This window comes from Roseiflexus castenholzii DSM 13941 (assembly GCF_000017805.1).
GTDB classification, from domain to species: domain Bacteria; phylum Chloroflexota; class Chloroflexia; order Chloroflexales; family Roseiflexaceae; genus Roseiflexus; species Roseiflexus castenholzii.
This window is the reverse complement of the sequence record NC_009767.1, coordinates 238,591-264,756: the sequence shown is the minus strand read 5'-3', so window position 1 is coordinate 264,756 and position 26,166 is coordinate 238,591. Positions and strand designations below refer to the sequence as shown.

Here is a 26,166-nt window from a genome sequence, read left to right as displayed (position 1 = left end):
TGATCAGGCGCTGTTCAGCAGCGATGGTGTTCTCGGGAGTGCGTGCAACCTGCCAATCGTTCGCCGATCAGGTCTCCAAGCAGGAGAAGGAGCGCCTGCACGGCGGCATCGTCCACAGCGCCGCGCGCTGCCAGCACAAGCGATGGTTCGCCCGCCACGCGCACCGGCAGGAACGCCAGTGTCCGCTCCTGTTCGACACGCACCAGTGAGCGCCCGCTGCGCAACACTTCGGCAGCCAGGCGGAAATGGACCGGTTGCAGGCGAGGTGGTGACATATGTGCGCGTCCGCGTGCGATCATGAGCGGTGCGAGCATCTGACGTTCGTCGGGACCGATCAGCGCCATCCAGTTCAGGTCGAGCGCGGCGGCAATCCGCTGACAGACGTCCAGCAGTGTGGGATTGAGATGAGGTGCGGCGCGCAGGATGCCCGCTCCTTCCCACAGCGCCATCAATGCCCGGTGATGGCGGTCGAGCATGTCGATGGATCGTAGCGCGACTGCGCGCTGCGCCGCTGTGTCCACCAGATGTTCGAGCGCATCGCGCTGTGAGCGGTCGAGTTCTGCGGCGGTGCGTTGCACGACCAGACGTCCCATGCCTGTGATGTCGAGCGTATGGGAGGAGAACGACGTGGACGCTGACGCATCATCGAACGATGCTGGCGCTCCGGTGATGGCGCCGGCGCGCTCGACGACACGTCCTGCAAGATCATCGAGCGTCGCACATGCTCCCAGCACCGCCAGGTTCTGACGCTGCCACTCCAGCGCGCGTCGCGCTTCGTTGCGATCCTGATCAAGGCGCTTCCGTTGAGCGATCTCGTCGTGCAGGCGAGTCAGCGTCAGGCGCGTCCGACGCACGCTCCAGACGGCGGCAATGCTTACAATCACGTGCATAGCCGCGATTTCGATCAGGAGATGGTTCGCCTGTGCCGGATCGAGTGCGGCGACGAGTAACAGCACAATCACTCCAATGCCGGCGGAGGCAAGCGTATCGCGCTCTTCGACAGACAGACCACCCTGAACGACGATCGCCGGCACAAGGACGAGCATTGGGCTTGCGGCGCCGCCGGTCGCCAGAATGAGCGTGCCTGCTGCGGCGCCATCGACCATAAGAAGCGCCCACAATGGCATTGCGACGGTCAATCCGGCGATCAGTGCACCAACGGCGATCACCAGTGCAATGCCATGCGCCAATAGCGCCGGGTGTGATGTACTGTACAGGATCAGGTCAATGCCGCAGATCAGGATCAAGACCACTCGAAAGAGCGCGGCGCCATACTCGCCGAGGCGGAGTTCTCGCCCTTCTCTGGAGAGCAGCCGGAGACGCTGATCCTGCTGCAACTGTCTCGCGTCGGTGGTAGGGATGGCTTCTGCCTGATTGTGCTGCAACGGAATGAACATGGTCGAGCCTCATCTCTTCCTGGTATCCACAAGGAACACGAAGCGCCACGGAGAACGACGCTCCGGGTTGGGCGCCCCTGCCTTTCGACTTCAACCCCTCGCGCCCTATGCCTCACCGCTCACTCAGCCGCTGCACGTTGTCCCATTCGCCGATGGCGCAGTAGAGCACATCGAGAGCGAATGCTTCCGCCACGTAGTCGCGTCCGTCGAACGACACGCGGAAACTGGGTCCGAGTGGCGCCCCCAGGCGTTCCCGGAGCGCATACTGCTGAGAGGGCCACATCGGGCGCCACTGGCTGCCAGCCCGTTCATAGAGCCGTTCCAGCAACGCCTCCGCCAACGGGTCGCGTTCGCCGCGTGCTTCGATCAGCGCACTCAGGCGACCAATTTCTTTCCAGCGTCCGACCGGGCTGTACAGCACATCGAGCGCATAGATCGCCGCTGACCACTCCTCATTGCCAACACGCACCCGGAAACTGGCGCTCAGCGGTGGTCCGACCGGCTCGCGCAGCGCATACTGGTGAAATGCCCAATCTGGTCGATATGTCTCGCCTGCCTGCGCGTAGATAGCCTGCAACAGCGCCTCGCGGAGCGGTTGATGTTCGGGCGCCGTCAGTGCGCTCAGGCGGTCGACGCGCTTCCATTCGGCAATTGGGCTAACCAGCGTCTCGCATCCAAACGACTGCCCGATGTAATTGCGCCCTTCAACGGTTACCTCGAACGACGGCGCAACCGGCAACCCAAGTTTTGCCAGGCGCGCCGCGCGGGTCATTGCCCAGTCGGGCCATTCGACGGCGCCGACCTGACGGTATGCTTCGTTCAGCAGAATCTGGTTGAGTGCGGCGCGTCTGGACGGTGGAATTGGACGATCTGGCGCAGCAATGGTTGTTTCGGCAAAGATGTGTTGCAGAAATTCAGTCCAGGGAAAGCCGGCCGGATCGTTTTTGCGCCCCCGCGGAACGGCGACGTCCAGGTGCCGCACGACCATGTCGGGCGCGATGCGGTACTGAGCGACTTTTTCGCGGGTCAGGCGGATCAGCGCGCTGAGTTGCGCCGTTGGATAGGGATCGCGCCCATTGTTGGCATTCTCAAGTTCGATGCCGAGCGACACCTCATTGATCGCCGTCTCACCACGCCAGGCGGCGCGCCCGGCGTGCCAGGCAGCGTATTCATCGGGCACCAGGCGATAGATCTGCCCGGCTTTATCGATCAGGTAGTGCGCCGATACACGCGCCGCCGGGTTGGTCAGCCATGCCAGCGCACTGCGCGCTGTCCCCGCCGTCGCGTGAAGGACGATCATCGAAATGGGCCGCCCGCCGCGCGACCCATAGTTGGGAGAGCGAATAGATGTGTTGATCGGGACGGTCATTTCGGTGAAATTTCGTCAGAAACATGCGCATGCACCATAGCACGTCCGGGGAAGGGTGTGCTATGATGAGTTTGTGTATTTTTGATGCCAGAAATACGGAACACCGCTATGACTGAGTTCAGGTACTGTGAAACTGATGAGTTGAGTGGTGACAACGGGAGGCGGAGCATGCTATTTCTCATGGCATTGGGGAGGAGGGAGTGGGCAGTGGAGCGTAGCTGTGGCACGCCATTGCTCTGATGGTCTCGATCCTGCTATGCACCATGTTTAAGGACGCACCATGGCTTCGCGGCGTGCGCGCATTGTGCTTGCCGACCAGCAGCATCTGTTTCGACAGGGTCTGGCGCAACTGCTCCGCAACGCGGGGCATGTCGTTGTGGGCGAGGCAGATACGCTCGAGAGTCTCGACCGCTGCATGATCGACACCGAACCGGAGATCGTTATGCTGGATCGGTATCTGCCGGGGGGAGACGTGTTTGAGTATGTTCACATGCTGCATACGCTCCAACCGCAGACGTCCGTTCTGTTGTTGGTAGCGTATGAACACGAAGTGCAGGAATTGCAGGGGCAGGCGTTTCTGACGGGAGCGTCGGGGTGCCTGTCGAAAGAATTGCAGTCACCTGCGTATTTGCAGGCGGTGCGGCGCATGCAGGACGGGCAATTGCTCTTTCCCGCCGAGGTGTTGCGCCGCGCGGCGCGCCCTCAGACGATCAGCGGTCCGATTGCAAGTCTGAGCGAACTGACATCGCGCGAATTGGAGATCCTGCAACTGATCGCCGAAGGGCTGGGCAATCGCGAGATCGCTGCGCGGCTCGATATCAGCTACAACACGGCGATGAAGCATGTGAGCAACATTCTGGCGAAGCTGAAAGTGAGCAACCGGATGGAAGCCGGCCTACTCTTCCTGCGCCACACCGCCGATGGCACATTGCCGGGAGTGGCTCGTCAGACGCGACTCAGGTAGCGTTACCGCGCGACACGCTCGAAGCGTCGTCCGGCGCGTGCACCCGGTACCGCCACTGCCTTCAATACGTCCGAGATGACGTCGGTGGCGCTGATGTCGCGGATACGCGCCGAAGGGTTGATGATCAAACGGTGCGCCAGCACCGGTTCCGCCAATGCTTTGACATCATCGGGAAGGACGTAGTCGCGCCCCAGGATCGCTGCCTGCGCCTGCGCTGCCCGGTAGAGCGCCAGCGATCCGCGCGCACTCACGCCGAGGTAGACATCCTCGTGGTTGCGGGTGGCAGTGACGAGCGAAACGATGTACTCCTCAATCAGTTCATCGACATAGATCGACTTGATGCGTTCCTGGAGATCGATCAGGTCCTCAGCGGCGACGACCTGCGTCAGCGTCTCGATGGGATGCGCCTGACGCTGGCGGCGCAGAATGGCAATTTCGTCTTTCCGCTCCGGGTAGCCCAGGTGAATGCGCATAAAGAAGCGGTCGAGCTGCGCTTCGGGGAGGGGGAACGTTCCTTCGTACTCGATCGGGTTTTGCGTTGCCAGCACCAGGAACGGTTGTGGCAGCGGATGGGTGACGCCATCGACCGTAATCTGCCGTTCTTCCATAGCTTCGAGGAGCGCACTCTGGGTCTTCGGTGTTGCGCGGTTGATCTCGTCTGCCAGCACGATCTGTGCAAAAATCGGTCCGGGGCGGAACTCGAATTCGTGGGTGCGCTGGTTGAAAATCGAAATGCCGGTTACATCAGACGGCAGCAGGTCGGGGGTGAACTGAATGCGCTTGAAACTGCACCCAATTGATCGCGCAATGGCTTTAGCGAGCATCGTTTTGCCGGTTCCCGGCACGTCTTCGAGGAGCACATGCCCTTTGCAAAGCAAGGCAGCCAACGCCTGATCAATGGCGCGGCGCTTTCCGATGATCACCTGCTCGACATTGGCGGCGATGCGCTCGACGATGGTTTTGATATCTTCCATTCCAGACTTTCCGTGTACAGATGTTTCAGGGTGCTGGTAGTATACTACCAATTCCCTGTGACCATCCGGCATGGTCATCCCAAGCAGCGCGAGGGGTCGTGCGCGACCCGCTTCGATTCCTCGCTGCGCGCGGCATGACCCGTCGCTGCGCGCGGCATGACCCGCATGCGGCATCTTCAATCGTCATTGGTATACCATCCTATCCCAGGGTTTTCTAGGACCGGAACTATCGCAGTGCTATCAGATTTGTTGCGGCGTGCAGGCGCATCACATCATCGCGTCGCATACGTCCGGCGCCGACCATCAGTGTATTCGCGGCGCCACATGCAACTCCCGTGCGCAGCGCTTCGGCGAGAGATCTGCCATGATGCAGTGTAGCAATGATGCCTGCCAGCGCAGCGTCGCCGCTCCCCACCGGGCTGATGGGATCGAGCGGCGGCGTGCGCGCGTGCCATGCGCCATGCGCGTCGACTGCCACTGCGCCCTGTGCGCCAAGCGTGACGATCATCCGCCGTGGACCGCGTTGCAGCACATGGGCGGCAGCGGTGATCGCCTGATCCGGTGTGTCTATCGCGCTTCCGAGCGCGGCGCTCAATTCGTGTATGTTGATCTTCAGCAGATCGACCGGAAGATCGAGTGCGGCTGCCAGGGTTGGACCGCTGGTGTCAATGCACACGAACGCCTCCGGCGGCAGACCGCGCACCAGTTCGACATACTGTGCCGGTGTCACGCCAGGCGGGACGCTGCCGGAGAGGGCGATGAAGGCGGCATCACGCGCCTGACGCCAGACCAGCTCCATAAATGCAGTCCAGTCGGAAGGATCGACCGTTGGACCGGTTTCGTTGATGGTCAGGTGGTCGCGCGCTTCGGGGTCGGTGATGAGCAAACAGATGCGCGACTCGCCAGCGCTGAGCCAGCTCCAGTCGCCGTCGAGACCTTCCGCCTGCGCCAGCGCTGCGATTTTTCTGCCGTTGTCGCCGCCGAGCAAGGCGCACGTATGCACCGGAACGCCGAGCGTGATTGCTGCGCGTGTGACGTTGAATCCCTTCCCGCCCGCCGAGTCGATCCGTTCGATGACGCGGCAGACATCGCTCTTGCGAAATCCGCGAACAATCAGAACGCGATCAATGGCCGGATTGGGGGTGACAGTAAGAAGCATCAGTACCTCTTGACGACTCTGCCATACCTGATTAGAATCAGAGTGCAATGCGGGAGTGGCGTAGTGGTAACGCGAGAGCCTTCCAAGCTCAAGTCACGGGTTCGATTCCCGTCTCCCGTACCAGATGATACCATCTCTGGCGCGCGGAACCGTCTCCGGAAGGGGACGGTTTTGTGGTGTTTGGTGAGAACTGAGAACTGATAGAGTGCACAACTTGCACAAGAATTGCCGGTGTTGACCATCTTGCGGCTGACGTTGGCTGAGCCTGTCGAAGCCAACGTTAGCCGCTCCATGTCCTTGATTTCCGGGTTTAGACTGATCTTCCCATTAGCATGTCCAGAGCCGACTTCTGCACGTTATGGGTAGAACATCTGTAGGACGTTTTTCTCTTGCACGCTACTGGCCAGAGGTGGTCGCATTCGTGATACCTCTACTCGTTGCCAGTGCATTGCTTTTTGGATATGTTGGACCACTCAACGGGTTCTGGTCTACCGATCAGGGGGTGAAGCTGATTCAGGTGCAGAGCCTTCTGTTGAACAAATTCAGCAGTAGTGCGCTGATCTACCCCGGTGCGGCGATCGATCAGGATGACAGGGTCAGTCCGTTACGAGGGCAATATTATCAGCACGGCGGGCAGACCTATGCAATGTTCTCGGACGCCTTCGCTCTGATCAGCAGCGTTCCCTTCTTTTTCTTTGGGTTTGCCGGGTTATACCTGGTTCCACTGGTTTCTCTCGCTGCGCTGTCTTTGATCTGCACTTGCATCGCTCGTCCGTTGCTTGGTCCGGGAGGGGCGTTGCTCTCGGCTCTGGCGCTGACGTTGACATCGCCTTTGTTGTTTTACAGCGTTATTTTCTGGGAACATCTGCCAGCGATGTTGCTGACAACCCTTGCTCTCTGGCAGTCGTTGGAAGGGTATCATCGCAATGAGCGGCGCCGGTTCTTTGGCGCCGGCATCGCTATTGGCGCCGCAGCGTGGTTGCGCAACGAAGCCATACTGGCAGCGCCGGCACTGATCGGTGCGGTTCTGCTTACACGGCGCTCGCAGTCGTTGCAAACTGCTGCCTGGATCGGCATCGGTGCGGGTGCTGGAGTGTTGCCCTTGTTGCTCTACAACCAGATCGTGTTTGGCGCGGCGGTCGGTCCGCATGTGCTGGTTGCGGGAGCGGCACAATATCGGGGAGCGAGTGATCCATTGATGATGCGCATAGAATGGGCTGATCGCCTGCTTGTACCACTTGATGAACCGGTTCTGGCGGGCTTGGTGATTGTACTGGTCATAGTCTCCATTATCACGGCGATATGGCGTGCGCGCAGCGCGGCGAATGTCGGCTTCGCGCTCGCCATTGTCGTGACGATTGTGATCGCAGCTGCCATTCAACGAGCGCCGCGCGGCGGGTTGCAAACAACGCTGCTGATGACATTTCCGGCAGTACTGCTGTGTTGCTTCCCGGTTGCCCCGAAGGAGCGATTAGATCGTGTTGACACACCTTTGATCCTGACCGCATTTGGGTTGACGTTTATCGCGCTGGCCTGGCTGGCGCTGCTGCCTGATGGTGGTGCGCAGTGGGGTCCACGCATGCTTTTGCCGGCGGCGCCGGCGCTGACAATCGCAGGCTTCTGGCGCGCAGGGTCATGGCTTCGCCGCCCTGCTGCTGGCGCTGCGGTTGCGGGCGTGAGCGCCATTGTCCTCTTTGTCGCCATGTTGTCGCAATGTGCGGGATTGCGCCAGTTGCGCGATTTCAATACGGCGAACCATACCTTGCTCACAACAGTCGCGCAGAGCGGAGCATCAGCGATTATCACCGATACGTGGTACGGTCCGCCGCTGCTGGCGCCGATCTTCTATGACGAACGCATGATTTTTCTGGTTGATGATGGCGCCGATCTTGATTACCTTATCGAGCGGTTGAGCAACGCAGGGTTCGATACGGTCTACTATTTGAGCGGGCGGCGTGATGAAATTACTTCCGATGCTCGACGATGGCGCGAACTGACACCGATCGGAGCGCCGGCTCGATTGGCGCATCATCTTACCGGACAACTGTACCAGATCAATACGCCTCCACCATCAGACTGATCGCAGTTCTGGACCGGTCGTCGTTTTGGTTGCACGGTGATCTTGCCCCTCGCCGCGTCTCCTCAAGCGCGCGCGTTGACGATCGTTCGTGCAGCGAGTATACTACTACGCTATGGTATCGATGAAAACCACCGTGGGAATACGACTTCTGATTCGCCAGCATTTGCCAATCAATGGTTGGGCGGATGTCACCTTGCCCTCTGCGCAGCAATGCGCAGAGGGTCTTTTATTCCCTGCACCGATACGGAGAAGGAGGTAGATGTGACAATTGACTGGGACGATAAATACGCGCGCGAAGGGTTGACGTTCGACGACGTGCTCCTGATCCCGGCAGAGTCACAGGTTCTGCCGGGCGAGGTCGATGTCGCCACGCAACTGACCCGTTCCATCAGAATCAATATTCCGATCACCAGCGCCGCTATGGATACGGTTACAGAACACCGTCTGGCGATTGCGCTGGCGCGCGAAGGCGGCGTCGGGTTCATTCACAAAAACATGCCCATCGAAGCGCAGGCGGAAATGGTGCGGAAGGTCAAACGCTCCGAGAGCGGCATGATCACCGACCCGATCACGATGGGACCGGATAAAACCGTCGGCGATGCGCTCGATTTGATGGCGGAGTATCGCATTTCCGGCATTCCAATTACAACACCGGACGGCGATCTGATTGGTATCGTAACCAACCGCGACCTGCGGTTCGAGACGGATCGCAGTCGTCCGATCCGCGATCTAATGACAACGCGCAATCTCATCACTGTGCCCGAAGGCACCACACTCGAGCAGGCGAAACAGATTCTGCATGAGCACCGGATCGAAAAACTGCTGGTGGTCGACCGGCGGGGCAAATTGTCGGGAATGATCACGGTCAAGGATATTATGAAGCAGATTGAGTACCCGAACGCCTGTAAAGATGCGCAGGGGCGGTTGCGGGTCGGCGCAGCGATTGGCGCCTCCGGCGACTATCTGGAGCGTGCCGATGCGCTGGTGCGGGTCGGGGTGGATGTGCTGGCGATCGATACCGCACATGGGCATTCACGCGGGGTGCTTGATGCGGTGCTGCGCATTCGCGAGCGCTACCCGGATGTGCAACTGGTCGCCGGGAATGTCTCGACCGGCGCTGCGACGGTGGCGTTGTGTGAGCGTGGCGTCGATGCAGTGAAGGTCGGGCAGGGACCGGGAAGTATCTGCACGACGCGGGTAGTGACTGGCGCGGGCATGCCGCAGATCACGGCGATTACCGAATGCGCACGCGCGGCGTCGCGGTTCGGCGTTCCAATCATTGCCGATGGCGGCATTCGCTACAGTGGCGACATTGCCAAAGCCATCGCCGCCGGGGCGCATACGGTCATGATCGGCTCGCTTCTCGCCGGAACCGAGGAGAGTCCAGGCGAAACGATCCTGTATGAAGGGCGCAGTTACAAGAGTTATCGGGGTATGGGTTCGATTGGCGCCATGCAGCATGGCAGCGGCGACCGCTATTTCCAGGGAGGCACAGGGCGGAAACTCGTGGCGGAAGGGATCGAAGGGCGCGTCCCCTACAAAGGTCCGCTCAGCGATACGATCTTCCAGTTGGTCGGCGGGCTGCGATCCGGCATGGGGTACGTTGGCGCAAAAGACATCGAGACGATGCGGCGCGAGGCGCGCTTTATTCGTATTTCGATGGCGGGATTAATTGAGAGTCACCCCCACGATGTGACCATTACGAAGGAAGCGCCGAACTACGAGCGGCGATAAGCGAGACGGTGGTGTTCGTTGCGCGCTGACGCAATGGTGCGGCTTCCGATCCGTAGCGCAACGAGTCCGGTTTCATGTGACCGGGCAGGCGCGCCGTGTGCCGGTGACCGTTTCCGATGGCGATGCCTGCTGCATACTGCGCCATGGTTACGCCACCCGCTCGACGCGCCCATTGACCGGCACGGGTTCGACCAGCGCGCGAAACACCGGGCAAAGCCGCTCGACATCCGCCTGGATCTGGCAGAGTTCGTCGTCGGAAACCTCACCCGACACGCGCGCAACGTAGGCAAGACCAGAGGGAGGGATCGGCGCGTCGGCATCGACTTCCAGAATGCCGCGGAAGTCGATCTGACCGGTCACCTCTACTTCCAGCGTGTCGAAGCGCACCCCACGATTGACGGCGACAATCAGGTAGGTGTGTGCCAGGCAACTGGCCAGCGACGCCAGCAACAACTCCGGTGACGTTGGACCTAAATTGTACCCCGCCAGCGCCGGCGCCGAGTCGGTTACGATTGTGAACTCACGGATGCTGACCGGGCGCACGCCTGAGCCGCCTGCGACCCGCGCCAGCACGTGCAGCAGCGATGGCGCGGCGTCGGGGGCGGACAGTTTCTCGCGTAGCGCCGCAACACGCTGCGCTTTGAAATCCAGATATTCGGGAAGTGTGGTCACGACGATCTCCCCCTCATCAACTTACTCGCGGCGCACCTCGCGCCGCACACCACTATTGTCCCGGACGCGCGATCGTCCGCGCCAGGCGCGGCAGGAGGGCGGGCGCAGGCTCACGCAACGCCTCGAAGGTCAGCACACCGCCGAGCAGCAGCATGCCATAGAATTTGTACGAAACGCCGGCTATCGTCAAGACGCCATGAACAGTTCCATCGTAAAAACTCCACTGATTGCCATAGGCAATGAGCGCAAAACTGATCGCCACCGCCACGGCATACGGCAGCGATACCGTGCGCTCGCGCAGGTGGAGGATCAGTGTGCCGAACGGCACAATCAGCAGCGTTTCGTAGTGCATCCACGCAGCCGGCGACGCCAGCACCATCAGCAACAGAAACAGTCCGTACTGAAGCGCATACCCCGTGCTGTCGCGCGACGTCGGGCGCAACGCCAGCACACACGCCGCCAGCGCCGCAACGCCGGAGATGAGCGTCCCCAGCAAGCGCACCATCTCGTTTTGATAGATCGTTGCGCTGCGCGGCGAGTCGGTCAGGCGGGCAAGAAATCCTGAGATCGTTTGATTCTCGACCCACGAAGTCGTGCCGCCGATGTTCGGCAGCACTTGTGTCAGATAGGTCAGATGTTCATTCCACCCGATAACTGCGATGGCTACGCCATTGTACACCGCCATCGCGGCAACAAAGCCGATCAGCGCGCGCCAGTGACCTTTGACAACAAAGAATGCCAGCAACAACACCGGATAAATCTTGAACAGTGTTCCCAGCGCCACCAGTGCGCCTGCCGCTCCGTCACGCCCGCTGCGCAGCGCCCACAACGCCAGCGTCAGCAGGAACAGCAGCACCAGATCGATCTGCCCATACGCCAGGGTATCCGCTAGAGGGCGAAAGTTGAAGAGAATCAACAGGCTGGCGGCGCTCAGGGAAACAAGCGGCAGTCGCCACATACGTAGCCAGATCAGCGCCGTCGCAACGATCAGGACCGTATTCATAACCCGGTGCCCCAGCAGCACGGTCAATCCATCCATGGTGACGAATGGAACGAACAGCATGCCGTAGAAAGGTGGCACCTTGAACACATGACCGAAGTGATTAGTCAGCACGGCGTGGATGTCGTACAGCGAACCGCCGCGCGTCCACTCGCGCGCGCTGCGGAAAAGAATCCAGAAATCGGGCGCCTGACGGGTGTAGGCGAAGCCAATACTGTACCCCAGGTGGATCACGGCGCTGATAGACAGCACGATCAACGCAGCACGAGCGAGACCACTTCTTCCTGTTCGCGCATATGCTGCCGCTCCGCCAATCAGCAGTGCAACAAAAGTTCCGCAGCCAATCCACACGACCGGCCACGGCGGCGCGACCAGCGGTGCACCATCAATGCTCAGATATGCCTGCATTAAGGGTGGCATCCACCACGCCACAGCCATTGCGACCGGCAAATATACGCCGGAGATCACCGGAGCGGAATGTTCAGGTTCTATCGCCGGTGGCAGAAGTATGCGCAGCAGCGTGCCTCCAATCCATCCAATGAGCAAGATCGCTACAAATCGCTGAAAGAACGGCAGCGTTTCCAGCGGGCGCAGCCAGATACCTGCCGCTATCAGCAGCGCAAGCGTCAGGCTGGCGATGAAGGCGCTGCGCGGCGCAAGCCCTGCGGCGCGCGGCAGGGCGAACCCTGGCGCGCCGATCATCAGCGCGCAGATCGCCGTCCACAGGGATGGCAGTGTAATCGGCGCTCTCACAGGCGCCAGAATTGCCGTATCGACCGCCACCCCCAGAGGACGCGCATCGTTTGGCGGCGTGACCGTGTCGCTGACGATGTCGATACGTATCGCCCAATCGAAGCGTGCCGTTGGAGGGAGCAGCAAACGATAGATGCGTGGTCGGAAATCGGGGAATGCAAACGATGCCAGTTTACCAACGTCGCTCGTAAGCGTCACGCGGGGAGGAGCGGTGTCTGTCGGACGACCATTTGGCAGCCGCAGCGTTATCAGCGAAGGCGTCAGCATCGGCGGTTGTGGCAGCGCAATAGTTGAGTCGCCGTTGCTCCAGCGGAACTGTGTCAGATTAATGATATCCGTTTCCGGTTCGTGAAACCCGATCGCAAAACGCGCATCGCGCTTGCCGATGTCAACGACCAAAGGCCACGCCTGCGCAGCCACGATGCCAATAATAAGGAACGCACACAACGCTGCCCACGCCATCCATACGGCATCGTGAATCGTAATGTTATCTTTGCCTGCCATGCAGTTCCTGGTCTCTCTCCCTCACACAACGGCGCAAAGACGCAGAGGTTGAAGGTTATACGAACTTGCGGTCAGTCAGACAAGGTGTTCGCGTGTTCGTTGGGCAAGGCGCAATGGTCAACGCACACCGGCAGGCGTGTCGTGGACGCATGACTGTGCCCTGGCATCAGACCGCCCGGCGGCTGAAACCGCGGGCTACGGTTGCAAAGCACACCTGCGTGGGCTTCTCCAGGCGCTACCGGATTGTGTTCTCAAAAACCATTATTCTACAAATGATCGCATATCAGTATCAGTTCTTGGTTCTTGGTTCTTGGTTCTCGGTTCTCGGTTCTCGGTTCTCGGTTCTCACAACCTCTCTCACCGTCTCTGCCACGGCATGCACCTCATCATCGGTCAGTTCGGGGAACATGGGTAGCGAAAGGATTTCGCGCGCCAGGCGTTCGGTGGTGGGAAGCCCTTCGCGCGGCGCAAATGGGGCATACACCGGTTGCCGATGCGTTGGCAGTGGGTAGTGAATATCCGTACCGATGCCTTGTTCACGCAACCGCGCCTGCACCACATCGCGCTCTGCCGCGCGGATGACGTACAGGTGAAACACGTGATCGCCTTCCGGCGGGGCTTCGGGCAGTATGAGGCCAGCATCAGCCAGGAGATCGTTGTACATCGCTGCAATCGCGCGGCGTCGCGCATTCCATGCAGGCAGATGGCGTAACTTGACCGACAGGATCGCAGCCTGAAGTTCATCGAGGCGCGAATTGAGACCACCGGCGTCGCGGGTGTAGTATTTGCGCTCCCAGCCATACTGCCGTAACCGGCGAATCTTTTCCGCCAACGCTGCATCGTTCGTTGTCACCGCGCCGCCATCACCAACCGCGCCGAGGTTTTTGGTTGGGTAGAAACTGAAACATCCCAGTGCACCAATGCTCCCGGCAGGGCGCCCGCGCCAGGTTGCCCCGTGTGCCTGGGCGCAATCCTCGATTACCGGAATGCCGTAACGGTCGGCAATCATCATGATCGCGTCCATATCCGCCATGCGCCCGTAGAGATGAACCGGCATAATTGCCCGTGTATGTGGGGTAATTGCCGCTTCGAGCGCTGCCGGATCCATCGTATGACTGCGTTCGTCCACGTCCACGAACACCGGACGCGCCCCGACCGCCACAATCGTGATCGCCTGATAGACACTGGCGTTGGCGACGGTGATCACCTCATCGCCAGGACCGACGCCAAGTGCGGTGAGCGCCAGTTGCAGCGCCTCGGTTCCATTGGCGACGCCGACGCAAAAACGAGCGTTGCAGAATGCCGCGAACGCCTCCTCGAATGCGCTGACCGACGGACCCAGAATGTACCAACCGCTGTCGAGCACACGCGCGATAGCGATGTCGAGGTCGGCGCGGATGGCGTCGTGCTGACGTTTCAGATCGCCAAAAGGAATGTTCAGAGGCATCGCAACTCGCCTTTCTCGCTACCAGTAATACTCGCGCTCACGCCGATAGAACTCGAGAGTACGGCGCAATCCCTCGCGCAACGACACTTTGGGGCGCCAGCCGAGCCGCCCCTGGATCATGCGGTAATCGGCGTAATAATCGCCGATGTCGATGACTTTGCGGTCTGGTGGGAAAGGCACAATTTCAAAACTGCCGCCGCCATTAATTTCGACCAGCAATGCCGCCAGGTCGCGCAGGTTGATCGTTTCGTCGCTGCCCAGATTGAAGATGCCGCCATCCGCCGCAGGCGATGCGCCTGCCAGCAGCATCGCTTCGACCACATCATCAACGTAGTTGAAGTCGCGGATCTGCGACCCGTCGCCGAAGACCTGGATCGGCTCTTCGTCAATCAGGCGCTTGATCCAGATGCCGAGAAACGTTTGTCGCGCATCTTTGACGCGCATGCGCGGACCATAGGTGTTCGTCAGGCGCAGGGCGCATGCGCGAATGCTATAGACGTTATTGTAGAGAATATGGTACCACTCGCCGGCCATTTTGTTGACGCCATTGACATCGACCGGATGGAGCAGGTGGCGCTCATCGACCGGCAGATAATCCGGCTTGCCATAGATCTGGCGCGTCGAAGCGTACACCAGTTTCAGGTTGGGATTGTGCTTGCGACAGGCTTCGAGGATCGACAACTGCGCGCGGCAGTTGATCTCAAGATCGGTATAGGGGTCGGTCATCGAGTCCAGGTGCGACGTCTGACCGGCAAGATTGAAGAGGTAATCCTGCCCTTGCACCAGATAGTTCATCGAATACTCGTCGCGCACATCGGCGATGTTGACGCGCACCCGATGCTCGATGCCGGCGATGTTGCGCTGATTGCCGCCGTAGATCGGGATGAGTGAGTCGACCAGAGTCACCTGCGCATCGAGTTCCACCAGGCGATGCGCCAGATTCGAACCGATGAACCCCATTCCGCCTGTAATGAGCACGCGCGCGCCGCTATACGCATGGGTATAGTCGTTTGTTCCTGGCATGCGGTTCCCTTTCCTTAAACCAGAGAGCACGCGCTGCGGTAAAGATTATCGCTCGACCGGAAGTTCCTGCTGCTTCCGACGAACTTTGATCCGACGCATATGATCGCGCCGGATTACCAGTTTCCACCAGAGACCGATCAGTTGAACGCCGGTGCGCCACAACCGTGGGAAGTTGAAGAACTGACTCTTTCCATAAGTGCGATGGTAGTGATGCACCGGCACCTCGGCGAAGCGATACCCGGCATCCTGCAATTTCTTTACCAATTCCAGACAAATCGTGCCACTGTCAGATTCCAGGTCGATGGTATCGAATACACGTCGCCGGATCAGGCGAAAGTCGCAATCGACATCGCGCAGTTTGAAGCCAAAGAGAAACTTGACTGTGTGGTGATAGACGCGCCCGATGATTTTCCGGTGCAGCGGATCGCTTCGGTCGATCTTCCAGCCATTGACGATATCGACATCGTCGTTCAGCGCCGGGAGCAGCAGTTTAAGTTCGCGCGGGTCGTACTGCGCATCGCCATCGGTGTAGAAGATCAGGTCTTTGGTGCAGGCGGCGAATCCGGCGCGTAACGCCCCGCCGTAGCCGAGCGGCTCGCGGTACGAATAGTATCGAAAGCGCTCGAAACGCTGCGCCAGTTCTTCCAGCACGGTGACGGTGTAATCGGTGCTGCCATTCTCCACCACGATGACTTCGTAGTCGTCGGTTAATTCCTCCAGAGTCTTGATGACGGCGACAACCATACTGCCGATAGTGCCACCGTCGTTGTATGCCGGAAAGAATACTGAGATGCCCGGTCGTCGCTGCTCCTGTTCCATTGCGTCCCTTGCCGTTGCGTCTGCGAATGTAAGCCGGAAGATTATAGCATACCGGCGTGTGCGGCGTATCCACTATAGCTCTGTCGTCTCTGCGCACGGATTGACAGGAACCGCAGCATCTTGATCTGCGACGTTCATCGGGTGGGCAGGCGCTGCCTTCGCCTACCCAATTGCCTTGTTCATACCACGGAGCGGTCATTCTACCCATGACGATTGAAGATGCCGCATGCTGGTCATTCCGAGCGCAGCGACTTGTCATTCCGAGCGCAGCGAGGAATCTAAGCGGGACGCGCACGACCCCTCGCTCTGCTCGGGGTGACCATGCCGGATGTTCACAGGTCATTGGTAATTCATACACAGATGTTCGAGCGCCCGTTCTGCAAGGCGCAACGGTCAATGCGCGTTGGCAGTCGTGGACGCAGACTGCGCATCGTATCAGCAGCCCCAGCGGGACTTTCATGTCCTCAGCGAGGGCTTCAGCCCGTAGCGTCCCGCTGCGCGCCCCGGCAGTATGGTGCGAATGACCGCGCATGAGTATGAGATACACTCCTCATAGAGCGGTCAACTACAACCTGGATCATCAAGGAAGCGGAGCGGCGGACGTCGGCTGCGACAGGCTCAGCCAGCGTCCGCTGCAAGACGGTCACACCGTCAAGAATTGCGCAACATCTGGTTGTTCACTCTATCAGATAGCATACGGGCAGGTCTGAAACCCGCTCTTGCGTTCCAGGTTTGCAACGATACGATCACTGATAGCACAGATGCGGACTGATGTGAAGAGTCTGTAATTGTAATCCACTTTCACGAACCATATACTCTGCATGATGCTCTCTCCCAATGATGTGACCGCGTCGCTATTTCTGGGTGATGACTCGCAATCCGGTTCATAGTCCAGTATTCCGCACACTGTTGAAACTGACAGGAGAGCGTTTTGGGATCAACATGGCAAAACCAGCGCTCAGGCGCTTTATGGGCAACGCTCATCGTTATCGTTGTATTGACCGCTTTGGCGACGCTGCCGCCGCGTCGCGTCGAAGCGCAGCAGGGATATTCGCTCCGCTTCTATGGGACTGGCGCCCGCGATGTTGATCGTGTCAAGATACCACTGGACGCACCGCCCCGTCCTGCCGATATTGGGGAGACCGATTTTACTTTCGAGTTCTGGATGCGCGCACTTCCTGGCGCCAATACCAGCGGTCCATGCGTTGCCGGGCAAGACTCCTGGATCAATGGCAACGTCACGTTCGACCGCGACATCTTCGGTACAGGCGATTACGGCGACTATGGCATTTCGATCTACGGCGGACGTATCGCGTTCGGTGTCGCAACGTCCTCTGCAAGCCAGACGATCTGCGGCGCAACGAATGTCGCCGATGGGCAGTGGCATCACATTGCTGTCACTCGACGGTTCAACGATGGGCAGTTGACCATTTTCGTCGATGGCGCGCTCGATGCGCAGGCGACCGGTCCGGTCGGCACTATCAGTTACCGGGACGGGCGTACTGCCCAATGGCCCAATGAGCCGTACCTGGTCATCGGCGCCGAAAAGCACGACTATGATCGCGCTGCCTACCCTTCGTTCAATGGCTGGATCGATGAGGTTCGTCTGTCGCAGGCGTTGCGCTATACCGCGCCGTTTTCTCGCCCGACACAACCATTCGTTCCTGATACGCTGACTGTTGCACTCTACCATTTTGATGAAGGCGCCGGGGTCGTTGTTAACGATACGTCCGGCGTGGTCGGCGGACCCACAAACGGAACACTCTTCGTTGATCCGCTGTCGGGCGGTCCGGTCTGGTCTACCGAAACGCCGCCCTGGACAGGCGTCGATCCGCCAACCGACACGCCCGCTCCGCCGACAGGGACGCCCACGGCGCTGCCGACGGGGACGCCTACGGCGACGGCTGTGCCGCCGACGGCGACGAATACACCCGTTGCGCCGACGGCGACGAATACGCCCGTTGCGCCGACGGCGACGAATACGCCCGTTGCGCCGACGGCGACGAATACGCCCGTTGCGCCGACGGCGACGAATACGCCCGTTGCGCCGACGGCGACGAATACGCCCGTTGCGCCGACGGCGACACCAACTCCCACCAGCGATGGTCCGGCAGTAAACCTGTTGCAGAACGGCGGGTTCGAACTCGATGCCAACGGCGACACGCGCCCCGATGACTGGACGACGAATGCACGGGTGATCCGAAGTGCAGCAGTGGTGCGCAGCGGCAGTTACGCCATGCGCCACTATGCTACCGATAATGCCAACTATACGATTTCTCAAACCATTACAGGCGTCACAGCGGGAACAAACTATGTCCTGCTCGGTTACGTCAACATCCCTCCCAGCGGTGATGCATTCACTTTCAGGATACGGGTGCGCTGGCTGCGTTCCGACAATACGATCATTCGCACCGATACGCCGCGCAGTTTCACCAATAGCACCGGCGGCGTGTGGGAGATGGCGCGTGGCGTCTATGCTGCGCCAACCGGCGCCGTTCGAGCGCGGGTCGAGATGAATGTGTCCAGTCTGAATGCAACAGTGTACGCCGACGATGTTGCCTTTGGTCCGGCGTCAGGCGGCGGATCGACGCCAACGAACACGCCTGCGCCGCCAACAGCGACGAATCTTCCGGCATCGCCAACCGCTACTCCCACGCCATCGTCTATTGCCGGAGCCAATGGCGCGCTGACATTTGACGGCATCGACGACGAGGCAAGCAATGCGGCATTTTCGATGAACGGCAGGTTTACTGCTGAAGCCTGGGTGCGTCCTTCGAGCGCCAATCAATCCTCGATTGTGATCGTCACCGGCGATGGATCGCGCGGCTGGTCGCTCGAACTCACTGATGGTCGGGCGACATTGTGGGTTGCGAACAGCGCCGGCGTCTGGTCGTTCGTTCGTAACGACAGCGTTGTTTTGCAAGCCAATCAGTGGTACCACGTTGCAGCAACGTATGATAACGGCACTGCGCGCGTGTTTGTCAACGGCGTTGCCGGGACCTCCGGTTCGGTTGGAACGGTGAGTCATATGCCAGTTGTGCGCCTAGGGGGAATGACCGGCTACGGCTTCTTCGCCGGCCAAATCGACGATGTGCGAATCTCGCGGATCGCGCGCTATACCGGAAATTTCACGCCGCCATCGGCGCCGCTCACCGCAGACACCGAGACCGTCGCGCTCTATGTGTTCGACGAGGAGAGCGGGCAGATGGCGAGTGATGTGTCGGGGAATGGGTATCACCTGATGCTCGGACGGAACGCAGGCGTCGACAGCGCCGACCCTCAGCGCGTCGGATCGACCGCGCCAGGTAGATAAGGAAAAACCGGCATTACGACGGACTTATACCAATTACCTGTGACCATCCGGCATGGTCACCCCGAGCAGAGCGAGGGGTCTTGCGCGAACCCGCTTAGATTCCTCGCTGCGCTCGGAATGACAAGTCGCTGCGCTCGGAATGACAAGTCGCTGCGCTCGGAATGACCAGTCGCTGCGCTCGGAATGACCAGTCGCTGCGCTCGGAATGACAAGTCGCTGCGCTCGGAATGACAAGTCGCTGCGCTTGGAATGACAAGTCGCTGCGCTCGGAATGACAAGTCGCTGCGCTCGGAATGACAAGTCGCTGCGCTCGGAATGACAAGTCGCTGCGCTCGGAATGACAAGTCGCTGCGCTCGGAATGACAAGAATGCGGCATCGTCAATCGTAATTGGTATTACGATCCAACGTATCAATTCGCCGAAGCAAGTACGCGCCTGGGTGGCGCTGACGACTCGAGTCATGTCTCGTCCGCTCCGGTTGATCGATGGATTGCTTGATGGGCGCCCCCGCGATTCTGGAGGGATGTCAAAGGCTGAATACACGGTAACTGTTCACAGTTGGGGGAAACGATGCCGCCGGTCGCCCAAAACGGGGGGTGGGGCAGCCCCCGAAAAGGAGCAGCGGCGGCGAAATGGCCTCAGCGAGCGCCAACGCACGGCGCCCCGCCGCCCCGGAATGCCGCATATAGCGCCTGCTTTATCGGGAAGAGCGTGAACAGGTGCAACATACGCCAGCGCAACTCGTGGTACGATAGCAGGCGCGACAATTCCAGTTTCAGGTTACGGGAAGGATGTCATGCCAGCATCGATCACCGGGTTGCTGCGCCCCGACATTGCGGCGCTCGAACCATACACGCCGATTGTTCCGCTTGAAACGCTCGCCGAGCGACTCGGTCTGCCGGTCGAACGCATCATCAAACTCGACGCCAACGAAAACCCCTACGGTCCATCACCGCGCGCGCTGGCGGCGCTTGCCGCCGTCGAACACGATGCCCCTCATCGCTACGCCATCTACCCCGACCCGGATCATACCCGCCTGCGCGCCGCCCTCAGCCGGTACGTCGGTCAACCGCCAGAACGTATTATCTGCGGCGCGGGGTCCGATGAACTGATCGACCTGATCATGCGTGCCGTCCTGCGTCCTGGCGATGTCATGGTCGATTGCCCGCCGACCTTTGCCATGTACAGTTTCGATGCGGCGCTCTACGGCGCGCGTATCGTTGCGGTTCCGCGCACCGAACAGTTCGATGTCGATGTCGAGGGAGTTGCGGAAGCGGTCGAGCGTGATGGCGCAAAACTGCTGTTCCTGGCGGCGCCGAACAACCCGACTGGAACGCCGCTGGCGCGCACTACGGTCGAGCGTTTGCTCGATCTGCCGATCATCCTGGCGATTGATGAAGCCTATGCCGAATTTGCCGGGACGAGCGTTATCGATCTGGTTGGCACGCGCCCCAATCTGGTCGTCCTGCGCACCTTCAGCAAATGGGCGGGGCTTGCGGGGCTGCGCATCGGTTATGCGGCAATGCACGAAGACGTGATTACGTACCTGTGGAAGATTAAGCAACCGTACAATGTCAATGTCGCCGCCGAAGTCGCCGCAGTTGCGTCACTCGACGATCTGGACGAGCGGCTGTCCACTGTCGCGCGTATTGTCGCCGAGCGCGAACGCCTGGCGGCTGCGTTGGCGGCGCTGCCTGGCATTCACGTCTACCCCAGTGCGGCGAACTTCCTGCTCTGTCGGATGACCAGTGGTGGCGCTGCGCGCGCCCGCGCCATCCGCGACACCCTGGCGCAGCGTGGGATTCTGATCCGCTACTTCAACCGACCAGGGATCGACGATTGCATTCGTATCAGCGTCGGACGCCCGGAGCAAAACGACGCCCTATTGGATGTGCTAAAGGAAGTAGCATAGCGGGAAAACTCCATGATTCGCGGGTCTGTCGCGCCGACGATCTGCCGCAGCGGAGTGACCGGCGTGTTGAGGTCATTGTCATCATGAGCCGTCCATCGCCAAAACGTCGTCAGCGTTCCTCCCGGCAACGCCGGGAGGGATGGTTTCAGCGCGCCTGGCGCTTCTGGATGAACGATATTCGTTCTCGTCGTTCGTGTCTGGGGCGAGCGCTGTCGGTGACCGCTGGCGTCATCATCATCATCGCTCTGGTCCTGATCGTTGTTGGGTTCATCTCTGCCCGCAGCGACCTGTTCCTGTCCCCTGAAACCACATCATCGCGCCCATTGCCCGATGCGCCGACATCTGCGCCGGTTCCGCTTCCGCCGTCGCCGACATCCCTCATCCTACCGGAAGGACTGGATCGCGCAATTGTCACCAATGTCACCGACGGCGACACGATCGAGGTGTCGTTTGGCGGGGTGACCGAACGAGTGCGACTGATCGGCGTCGATACGCCGGAGACGTCGCATCCGTCGCGTCCGGTCGAATGTTTTGGGCGCGAGGCGGCGGCGTTCACCCGCGCGATGTTGAGCGGTCAGACGGTGGTGCTCGAGGCAGATCCCACCCAGGATAATCGCGACCGGTTCAATCGGTTGCTCCGCTTCGTCTGGTTGCCGGACGGTCGTCTGGCAAACTACGAGATCATTGCGCAGGGATACGGCTTCGAATACACCTTCCGAACGCCGTATCGTTATCGCGCAGAGTTCAGGGCGGCAGAGCGCGCCGCGCGCGAGGCGCAAGCAGGGTTGTGGGCGCCGGAGACGTGCAACGGCGAACGTGTTCCGGCAGGCAGCGCCACGCCAATCGCCCGCCCGTCTCCAACGCCGTTATCGGTTGCAACGCCGCTGCCGCCGTCGTTCGACGGATGCCGCACCGAACCGAATGCCGCGCGCGCGCCGAACGCGCCGGTCGTCATCGTCAGCATCGACAAGCGCGCCGAAATCGTCACACTGCGCAATCTCAGCAGCGAGCCGGTGAGTCTGGATGGTTGGACGATGTGCAGCATGCGCGGCGCGCAAGTTCACCAGGGCATTGGCGGCGTCCTGGCGCCAGGCGAAACACGTTCGTTCCCACGCGCAGGCGGCAGAGACATCTGGACCGACAACACCTCCGATCCGGGCGCGCTGTACGACGCGGAAGGTCGGCTCGTCGCCTACTGGAATGACTGAATTCGACTACTCCACTGACACGCACGCTTCGCCAAGCACGCCGCGCAGCGCATCGATCAATCCGTCGTCGCAGGTGATCGTCTGGCGCATGCGCAGCAACACCCGGCGATCAAGGGTGTCGAGCTGAATCACCACCTGATCGGCGCCATCGCGTCCGCGCAACAGATCATAGACGTGCTGCATCAACTGAATGTCCGCTTCCTGATCGGCAGAGCGTTGGAAGCGCAGCCGCATCGTGCGTCCTGATGCTGTGTCACCGTTCGTTGCCGGAGCGTGATGATCGTGCCCATTACCGTTCGAGGCAGGCGCTGTCCGGGAGCGCGATGGTGCGTGCGGTTTGATGATCGAGATCGGGGTGGTAATCGGCGGTGGTGCGCTCGCGGATGAAGCGGGCGGCGTATGCACTTCTGGCGGCGCTGCCGGCGCCGGCGCTGCACCGGCGGCATCCGTTGGCGCAGCCGGCTCTTCTGAGGCGTCATGGAGGGCAGTCGTTATCACCTCCGGCTCCCCTTCTTCCGCCAGCCCTTCGAGATCCATTTCGGGCGCTGCCGGCGGCGGTTCAGCCGCCGACAGATCGAGGAGGGTCGCGCTTTCGAGCACCAATTGCACCACACCATTCCGTTCATCGACCTTTGCCTGCACGATCAGCAATGCATCCTGCCGCAGCAGGTCGCGGTATTTCTCGCAGGCTTTCGGGAAGGCGACCAGTTCGACCGTATCCTCGTTTTCGTCTTCGAGCGTCGCAACCAGCATCGTGTCGCCCTTCTTGGTCGCAATCATGCGAACGCGCGTCAGCATCCCGGCAAAGGTATGCACCTTGCCCAGATAGTCCGGCAACCCTTCAGCGTTGCGAATGGCGGCAAGCGGCACGCGATGCTCAATATTTGCGCGTTCCAGCGCCGTTTTGCGCGGATCGCTCGAAAAGACCACGCCGAGCAACTCTTTTTCCCACGCCAGTTTTTCCTTGCGGCGTTCCGCAGTTTCTTCAATGACCGGCAACGGAAGAGCGGCGATGACCTCGGCAGCCTGAGACACAAGACCGCCAAACATGTCGATCTGCCCGGTTTCGCGGTTCTTCTGCGCGCGCGCCCCCGCCTCCATTGCGGCATCGAGAATCTCCAGCTTCTGCCAGCGATTGCCGGGAAGTGCGTCGAGCGCGCCGCACTTGATCAGGCTTTCGAGCACACGCTTGTTCAGCGCATGACGATCCACCCGCTCGCACACATCTTCGAGCGAGCGAAACGGACCGCCGGCGTCGCGTTCGCGCAGGATTGCCTCAATCGGTCCGGCGCCGACATTCTTGATCGCTGCCAGACCGAACAGGATGCCGCGTTTGAGGTTCCCGTCCGACGGATCGCGGAACTCGCGGATGGTAAAATCGAATGCGCTGTCGTTGATATTGGGTCCAAGCACCGGAACGCCGCGCTGACGGCATTCGTTGACCGCTTTGGCGATGTCGTCGGTCGCGCCGCCGGCGCCCTTCAGCACGGCGGCCATGTACTCGACCGGATAGTTCACCTTGAGCCAGGCGGTCTGATAACTCAGCAGTCCATAGAGCGTCGAGTGTGGACGGTTGAAGGAGTAGCCGGCAAATGGCAGGATCAATTCCCACAACTGATCCGCCTGCTCCTGGGTCAACCCTTTTCTGAGGCATCCCTGTTTGAACTTGACCTCGTTCTCCGCCATCAACTTCTTATCTTTCTTGCTGATGGCTTTGATGACGATATACGCCTGACCAAGCGTATAATCGGCGACCTCCTGAAGCAGGCGCATGATCTGTTCCTGGTAGACGATCACGCCGTAGGTGTCTTCAAGGATTGGTTTCAGGATCGGATGGAGGTAGGTGATGTCTTGGGGATGGTTCTTGTTGTGAATATAGACCGGAATCTGTTCGAGCGGACCAGGACGGTACAGCGCGACCATCGCGTACAGGTCTTCGACGCGGGTTGGCTTGAGTTGCATCAGATAGCGGGTCATCCCTGGACTTTCCAGTTGGAACACATTCGTCGTTTCGCCGCGACCGAGCGCCTCGAACACCTTTGGATCGTCGAGTGGAATGTCGGCGAGTTCCATCGTTTTGCCGGTCGTCTGCGCGATATACTGCAACGCCTCAGCCACAACCGAGAGGTTGGTCAGCCCCAGGACGTCCATTTTCAGCAAACCCATCTTTTGCAGCGTGGGTCCCTCGAATGCCGCCATCAGCGCGTTCTCGTCCTTCGTCGTGCGCTGGAGCGGGACAATTTCTTCGAGCGGGGTGCGACTGACCACGACGCCGCAGGCGTGGGTGCCGACGCTCTTCATCCGCCCTTCGACCTTCTGCGCCCAATCGATCAAGTTCGCCAGTTCGGGGTTGGTCTCGTAGATCTGTTTCAGCTCCGGCACCCGTTCGAGCGCCTGCGCAATCGTCGTCCCGACCGGAAGCGCCGGAATGAGTCGGGCGACGCGATCAACCTCGCTGAGCGGGATGTCCAGCACCCGCCCGATATCGCGGATGGCCGCTTTGGCGCCCAACGTGCCATACGTAATGATCTGCGCGGTGTTCTCGCGTCCATACCGTTCGGCGATATATTCGAGCACCTCGTGGCGACGGCTATCGGCGAAATCGATGTCGATATCCGGCATCTCCAGGCGTTCCGGGCTGAGGAAGCGCTCGAAGAGCAGTTTGTTCTTGACCGGATCGACATCGGTGATGCCCAGGCAGTAGAGAATCAGCGACGCACCCGCCGACCCGCGTGGCAGGCAGGGAATGCCGCGTGCGCGCGCGAACTTGACGTAGTCCCAGACGATCAGCATATAATCGGGGAATCCCGTCTGATTAATCACGTCGAGTTCGTACTCGAGACGCTTCATGTACGCTTCAGGCGGATTGCCGTTGAAGCGTCGCATCAACCCTTCTTCGCAGACGAACCGCAGGTAGGAAGAGGCGTCGTGCCCTTCGGGAATGTCGATGGTCGGCAACTGGACGCGACCGAACTCCAGGTTCAGGTTGCAGCGCTCGGCGATCCGGCGGGTATTCTCGAGCGGAGTCGTCCCATACTTTTTGAACCGTCGCCACATCTCTTCGCCGGACATAATGTGGTACGTCGCGTCCATTTCATACTGCTTCGCGCACAACTCCTTGAGGGTCATGTTGTAGCCGAGCGCCAGGATCATCTTGTGCGCGTCGACATCCTCAGGGCGCACAAAGTGGGTATCATTCGTCACAACCAGCGGAATGCCCAGTTCTTTCCCGATGCGCACCAGTTCGTCGTTGATCGCTTCGAGTTCCGGCGTGTTATCGTGGAGTTGCAGTTCGAGGAAATAGTTGTCGGGCCCGAGCAGATCGCGGTAATAGGCGGCGATTTCGCGCGCCTGTTCCTTCTGCTCTTCTTTCAGGCGCTGAATGACTTCGCCGGCAATGCATGCTGATGTGACAATCAACCCCTCGTGGTGCTGTTCGAGCAATGCGCGATCAATGCGCGGACGGGCGAAGACCCCCTTTCCCATGCCGTCAAGGTGGGCGCGCGTCGTCAGGCGCACAAGGTTGCGGTAGCCGATCTCGTCTTTCGCCAGCAACAGCAGGTGATAGTAATGTTTTGCGCCGCGGCTCGTCGCTTCCCGACGCGATCCAGGCGCCATGTAGGCTTCCAGCCCGATGATCGGCTTGATGCCGGCCTTCTTTGCGTTGGTGTAGAACTCCATGGCGCCGTACATGACGCCGTGGTCGGTCAAGGCGATGCTGTCCATCCCCAGTTCGACCGCGCGTGCAGCGATGGCGCCGGTAGCGGCATATCCGTCGAGCAGGCTGTATTCGGAGTGAACGTGCAGGTGAACGAAGTCGTTCATAGAGATACTCCAG

The 26,166-nt window shown here is 60.2% G+C and carries 17 protein-coding genes and 1 tRNA gene; 7 read left to right on the top strand and 11 right to left on the bottom strand.

Translation table 11 applies throughout. The features are described from left to right. Positions 1–14 precede the first annotated feature (14 nt). Both RCAS_RS01140 and RCAS_RS01135 read right to left on the bottom strand, forming a co-directional pair. On the bottom strand, positions 15–1,397 hold the full coding sequence (locus RCAS_RS01140) for a hypothetical protein (protein WP_011997751.1): 1,383 nt from the start codon (positions 1,395–1,397) through the stop codon (positions 15–17). Between the two features lie 112 nt (positions 1,398–1,509). Then, positions 1,510–2,766: an N-acetylmuramoyl-L-alanine amidase gene (locus tag RCAS_RS01135; RefSeq protein ID WP_011997750.1), complete on the bottom strand. Its 1,257-nt coding sequence runs from the start codon at positions 2,764–2,766 to the stop codon at positions 1,510–1,512. 280 nt (positions 2,767–3,046) lie between these two features. On the opposite strand from RCAS_RS01135, the gene RCAS_RS01130 reads away from it, so the two are divergent. Beyond that, entirely contained in the window at positions 3,047–3,730 is a 684-nt protein-coding gene (locus RCAS_RS01130; protein ID WP_011997749.1) for a LuxR C-terminal-related transcriptional regulator, read from the top strand. Positions 3,731–3,732: 2 nt separating this feature from the next. Here the strand turns inward: RCAS_RS01130 and RCAS_RS01125 are convergent, their stop codons facing one another. Then, positions 3,733–4,704, bottom strand: coding sequence for an AAA family ATPase (locus RCAS_RS01125; protein WP_041330121.1), 972 nt, complete (start codon positions 4,702–4,704; stop codon positions 3,733–3,735). 226 nt (positions 4,705–4,930) lie between these two features. After that, entirely contained in the window at positions 4,931–5,863 is a 933-nt protein-coding gene (locus tag RCAS_RS01120; protein ID WP_011997747.1) for a 1-phosphofructokinase family hexose kinase, read from the bottom strand. Between the two features lie 49 nt (positions 5,864–5,912). On the opposite strand from RCAS_RS01120, the gene RCAS_RS01115 reads away from it, so the two are divergent. The 3 genes from RCAS_RS01115 to guaB all read left to right on the top strand — a co-directional run bounded on the left by RCAS_RS01115 (position 5,913) and on the right by guaB (position 9,677). Continuing rightward, positions 5,913–5,986: transfer RNA gene (locus RCAS_RS01115), tRNA-Gly, on the top strand. A 298-nt stretch (positions 5,987–6,284) separates the two neighbouring features. Continuing rightward, positions 6,285–7,943: a glycosyltransferase family 39 protein gene (locus RCAS_RS01110; RefSeq protein WP_041330120.1), complete on the top strand. Its 1,659-nt coding sequence runs from the start codon at positions 6,285–6,287 to the stop codon at positions 7,941–7,943. Between the two features lie 210 nt (positions 7,944–8,153). Beyond that, positions 8,154–9,677 carry an IMP dehydrogenase gene (gene guaB / locus RCAS_RS01105; RefSeq protein ID WP_011997745.1) on the top strand — a complete coding sequence of 508 codons (1,524 nt, stop codon included), beginning with the start codon at positions 8,154–8,156 and terminating at the stop codon, positions 9,675–9,677. Here the strand turns inward: guaB and RCAS_RS01100 are convergent. The 6 genes from RCAS_RS01100 to RCAS_RS01075 form a co-directional block, all read right to left on the bottom strand. Next, positions 9,643–9,822, bottom strand: a complete 180-nt coding sequence (locus tag RCAS_RS01100) for a hypothetical protein (protein WP_041330118.1) — start codon at positions 9,820–9,822, stop codon at positions 9,643–9,645. The two genes, guaB and RCAS_RS01100, sit on opposite strands and share 35 nt — an antisense overlap. A 2-nt stretch (positions 9,823–9,824) precedes the next feature. Beyond that, positions 9,825–10,349, bottom strand: coding sequence for an OsmC family protein (locus tag RCAS_RS01095; protein ID WP_011997744.1), 525 nt, complete (start codon positions 10,347–10,349; stop codon positions 9,825–9,827). A 52-nt stretch (positions 10,350–10,401) separates the two neighbouring features. Beyond that, positions 10,402–12,606, bottom strand: a complete 2,205-nt coding sequence (locus tag RCAS_RS01090; protein ID WP_011997743.1) for a glycosyltransferase family 87 protein — start codon at positions 12,604–12,606, stop codon at positions 10,402–10,404. 289 nt (positions 12,607–12,895) lie between these two features. Beyond that, a complete protein-coding gene (locus RCAS_RS01085) occupies positions 12,896–14,053 on the bottom strand; it encodes a DegT/DnrJ/EryC1/StrS family aminotransferase (protein ID WP_011997742.1) in 1,158 nt (385 codons plus the stop codon). An 18-nt stretch (positions 14,054–14,071) separates the two neighbouring features. Next, entirely contained in the window at positions 14,072–15,076 is a 1,005-nt protein-coding gene (locus RCAS_RS01080; protein WP_011997741.1) for an NAD-dependent epimerase/dehydratase family protein, read from the bottom strand. Positions 15,077–15,121: 45 nt separating this feature from the next. Next, positions 15,122–15,895 (bottom strand): glycosyltransferase family 2 protein, encoded by a 774-nt coding sequence (locus RCAS_RS01075; protein ID WP_011997740.1) that lies wholly within the window; start codon positions 15,893–15,895, stop codon positions 15,122–15,124. A gap of 931 nt (positions 15,896–16,826) precedes the next feature. Between RCAS_RS01075 and RCAS_RS25455 the strand changes: the two genes are divergently transcribed. From RCAS_RS25455 to RCAS_RS01060, 3 genes are all read left to right on the top strand, one after another. Next, the gene (locus RCAS_RS25455) at positions 16,827–19,208 is read left to right on the top strand and encodes a LamG domain-containing protein (RefSeq protein ID WP_011997739.1); all 2,382 of its coding nucleotides are present in this window, start codon (positions 16,827–16,829) and stop codon (positions 19,206–19,208) included. 796 nt (positions 19,209–20,004) lie between these two features. Continuing rightward, on the top strand, positions 20,005–21,120 hold the full coding sequence (gene hisC, locus RCAS_RS01065; protein WP_011997738.1) for a histidinol-phosphate transaminase: 1,116 nt from the start codon (positions 20,005–20,007) through the stop codon (positions 21,118–21,120). 83 nt (positions 21,121–21,203) lie between these two features. Continuing rightward, complete coding sequence (locus RCAS_RS01060) at positions 21,204–22,328, top strand: thermonuclease family protein (RefSeq protein WP_011997737.1); 1,125 nt, start codon at positions 21,204–21,206, stop codon at positions 22,326–22,328. A gap of 6 nt (positions 22,329–22,334) precedes the next feature. Here RCAS_RS01060 and dnaE read toward each other — a convergent pair whose 3' ends face one another. Further along, the gene (gene dnaE, locus RCAS_RS01055) at positions 22,335–26,153 is read right to left on the bottom strand and encodes a DNA polymerase III subunit alpha (RefSeq protein ID WP_011997736.1); all 3,819 of its coding nucleotides are present in this window, start codon (positions 26,151–26,153) and stop codon (positions 22,335–22,337) included. Positions 26,154–26,166: the final 13 nt, after the last annotated feature.

What these genes read in the sequence shown, in the direction of transcription:
- RCAS_RS01140 (WP_011997751.1), bottom strand. Translation starts at nt 1,397, where the DNA reads ATGTTCATTCCGTTGCAGCACAATCAGGCAGAAGCCATCCCTACCACC.
- RCAS_RS01130 (WP_011997749.1), top strand. Translation starts at nt 3,047, where the DNA reads ATGGCTTCGCGGCGTGCGCGCATTGTGCTTGCCGACCAGCAGCATCTG.
- RCAS_RS01135 (WP_011997750.1), bottom strand. Translation starts at nt 2,766, where the DNA reads ATGACCGTCCCGATCAACACATCTATTCGCTCTCCCAACTATGGGTCG.
- dnaE (WP_011997736.1), bottom strand. Translation starts at nt 26,153, where the DNA reads ATGAACGACTTCGTTCACCTGCACGTTCACTCCGAATACAGCCTGCTC.
- RCAS_RS01060 (WP_011997737.1), top strand. Translation starts at nt 21,204, where the DNA reads ATGAGCCGTCCATCGCCAAAACGTCGTCAGCGTTCCTCCCGGCAACGC.
- guaB (WP_011997745.1), top strand. Translation starts at nt 8,154, where the DNA reads ATGCGCAGAGGGTCTTTTATTCCCTGCACCGATACGGAGAAGGAGGTA.
- RCAS_RS01120 (WP_011997747.1), bottom strand. Translation starts at nt 5,863, where the DNA reads ATGCTTCTTACTGTCACCCCCAATCCGGCCATTGATCGCGTTCTGATT.
- RCAS_RS01100 (WP_041330118.1), bottom strand. Translation starts at nt 9,822, where the DNA reads ATGGCGCAGTATGCAGCAGGCATCGCCATCGGAAACGGTCACCGGCAC.
- RCAS_RS01085 (WP_011997742.1), bottom strand. Translation starts at nt 14,053, where the DNA reads ATGCCTCTGAACATTCCTTTTGGCGATCTGAAACGTCAGCACGACGCC.
- RCAS_RS01080 (WP_011997741.1), bottom strand. Translation starts at nt 15,076, where the DNA reads ATGCCAGGAACAAACGACTATACCCATGCGTATAGCGGCGCGCGCGTG.
- RCAS_RS01075 (WP_011997740.1), bottom strand. Translation starts at nt 15,895, where the DNA reads ATGGAACAGGAGCAGCGACGACCGGGCATCTCAGTATTCTTTCCGGCA.
- RCAS_RS01090 (WP_011997743.1), bottom strand. Translation starts at nt 12,606, where the DNA reads ATGGCAGGCAAAGATAACATTACGATTCACGATGCCGTATGGATGGCG.
- RCAS_RS01125 (WP_041330121.1), bottom strand. Translation starts at nt 4,704, where the DNA reads ATGGAAGATATCAAAACCATCGTCGAGCGCATCGCCGCCAATGTCGAG.
- hisC (WP_011997738.1), top strand. Translation starts at nt 20,005, where the DNA reads ATGCCAGCATCGATCACCGGGTTGCTGCGCCCCGACATTGCGGCGCTC.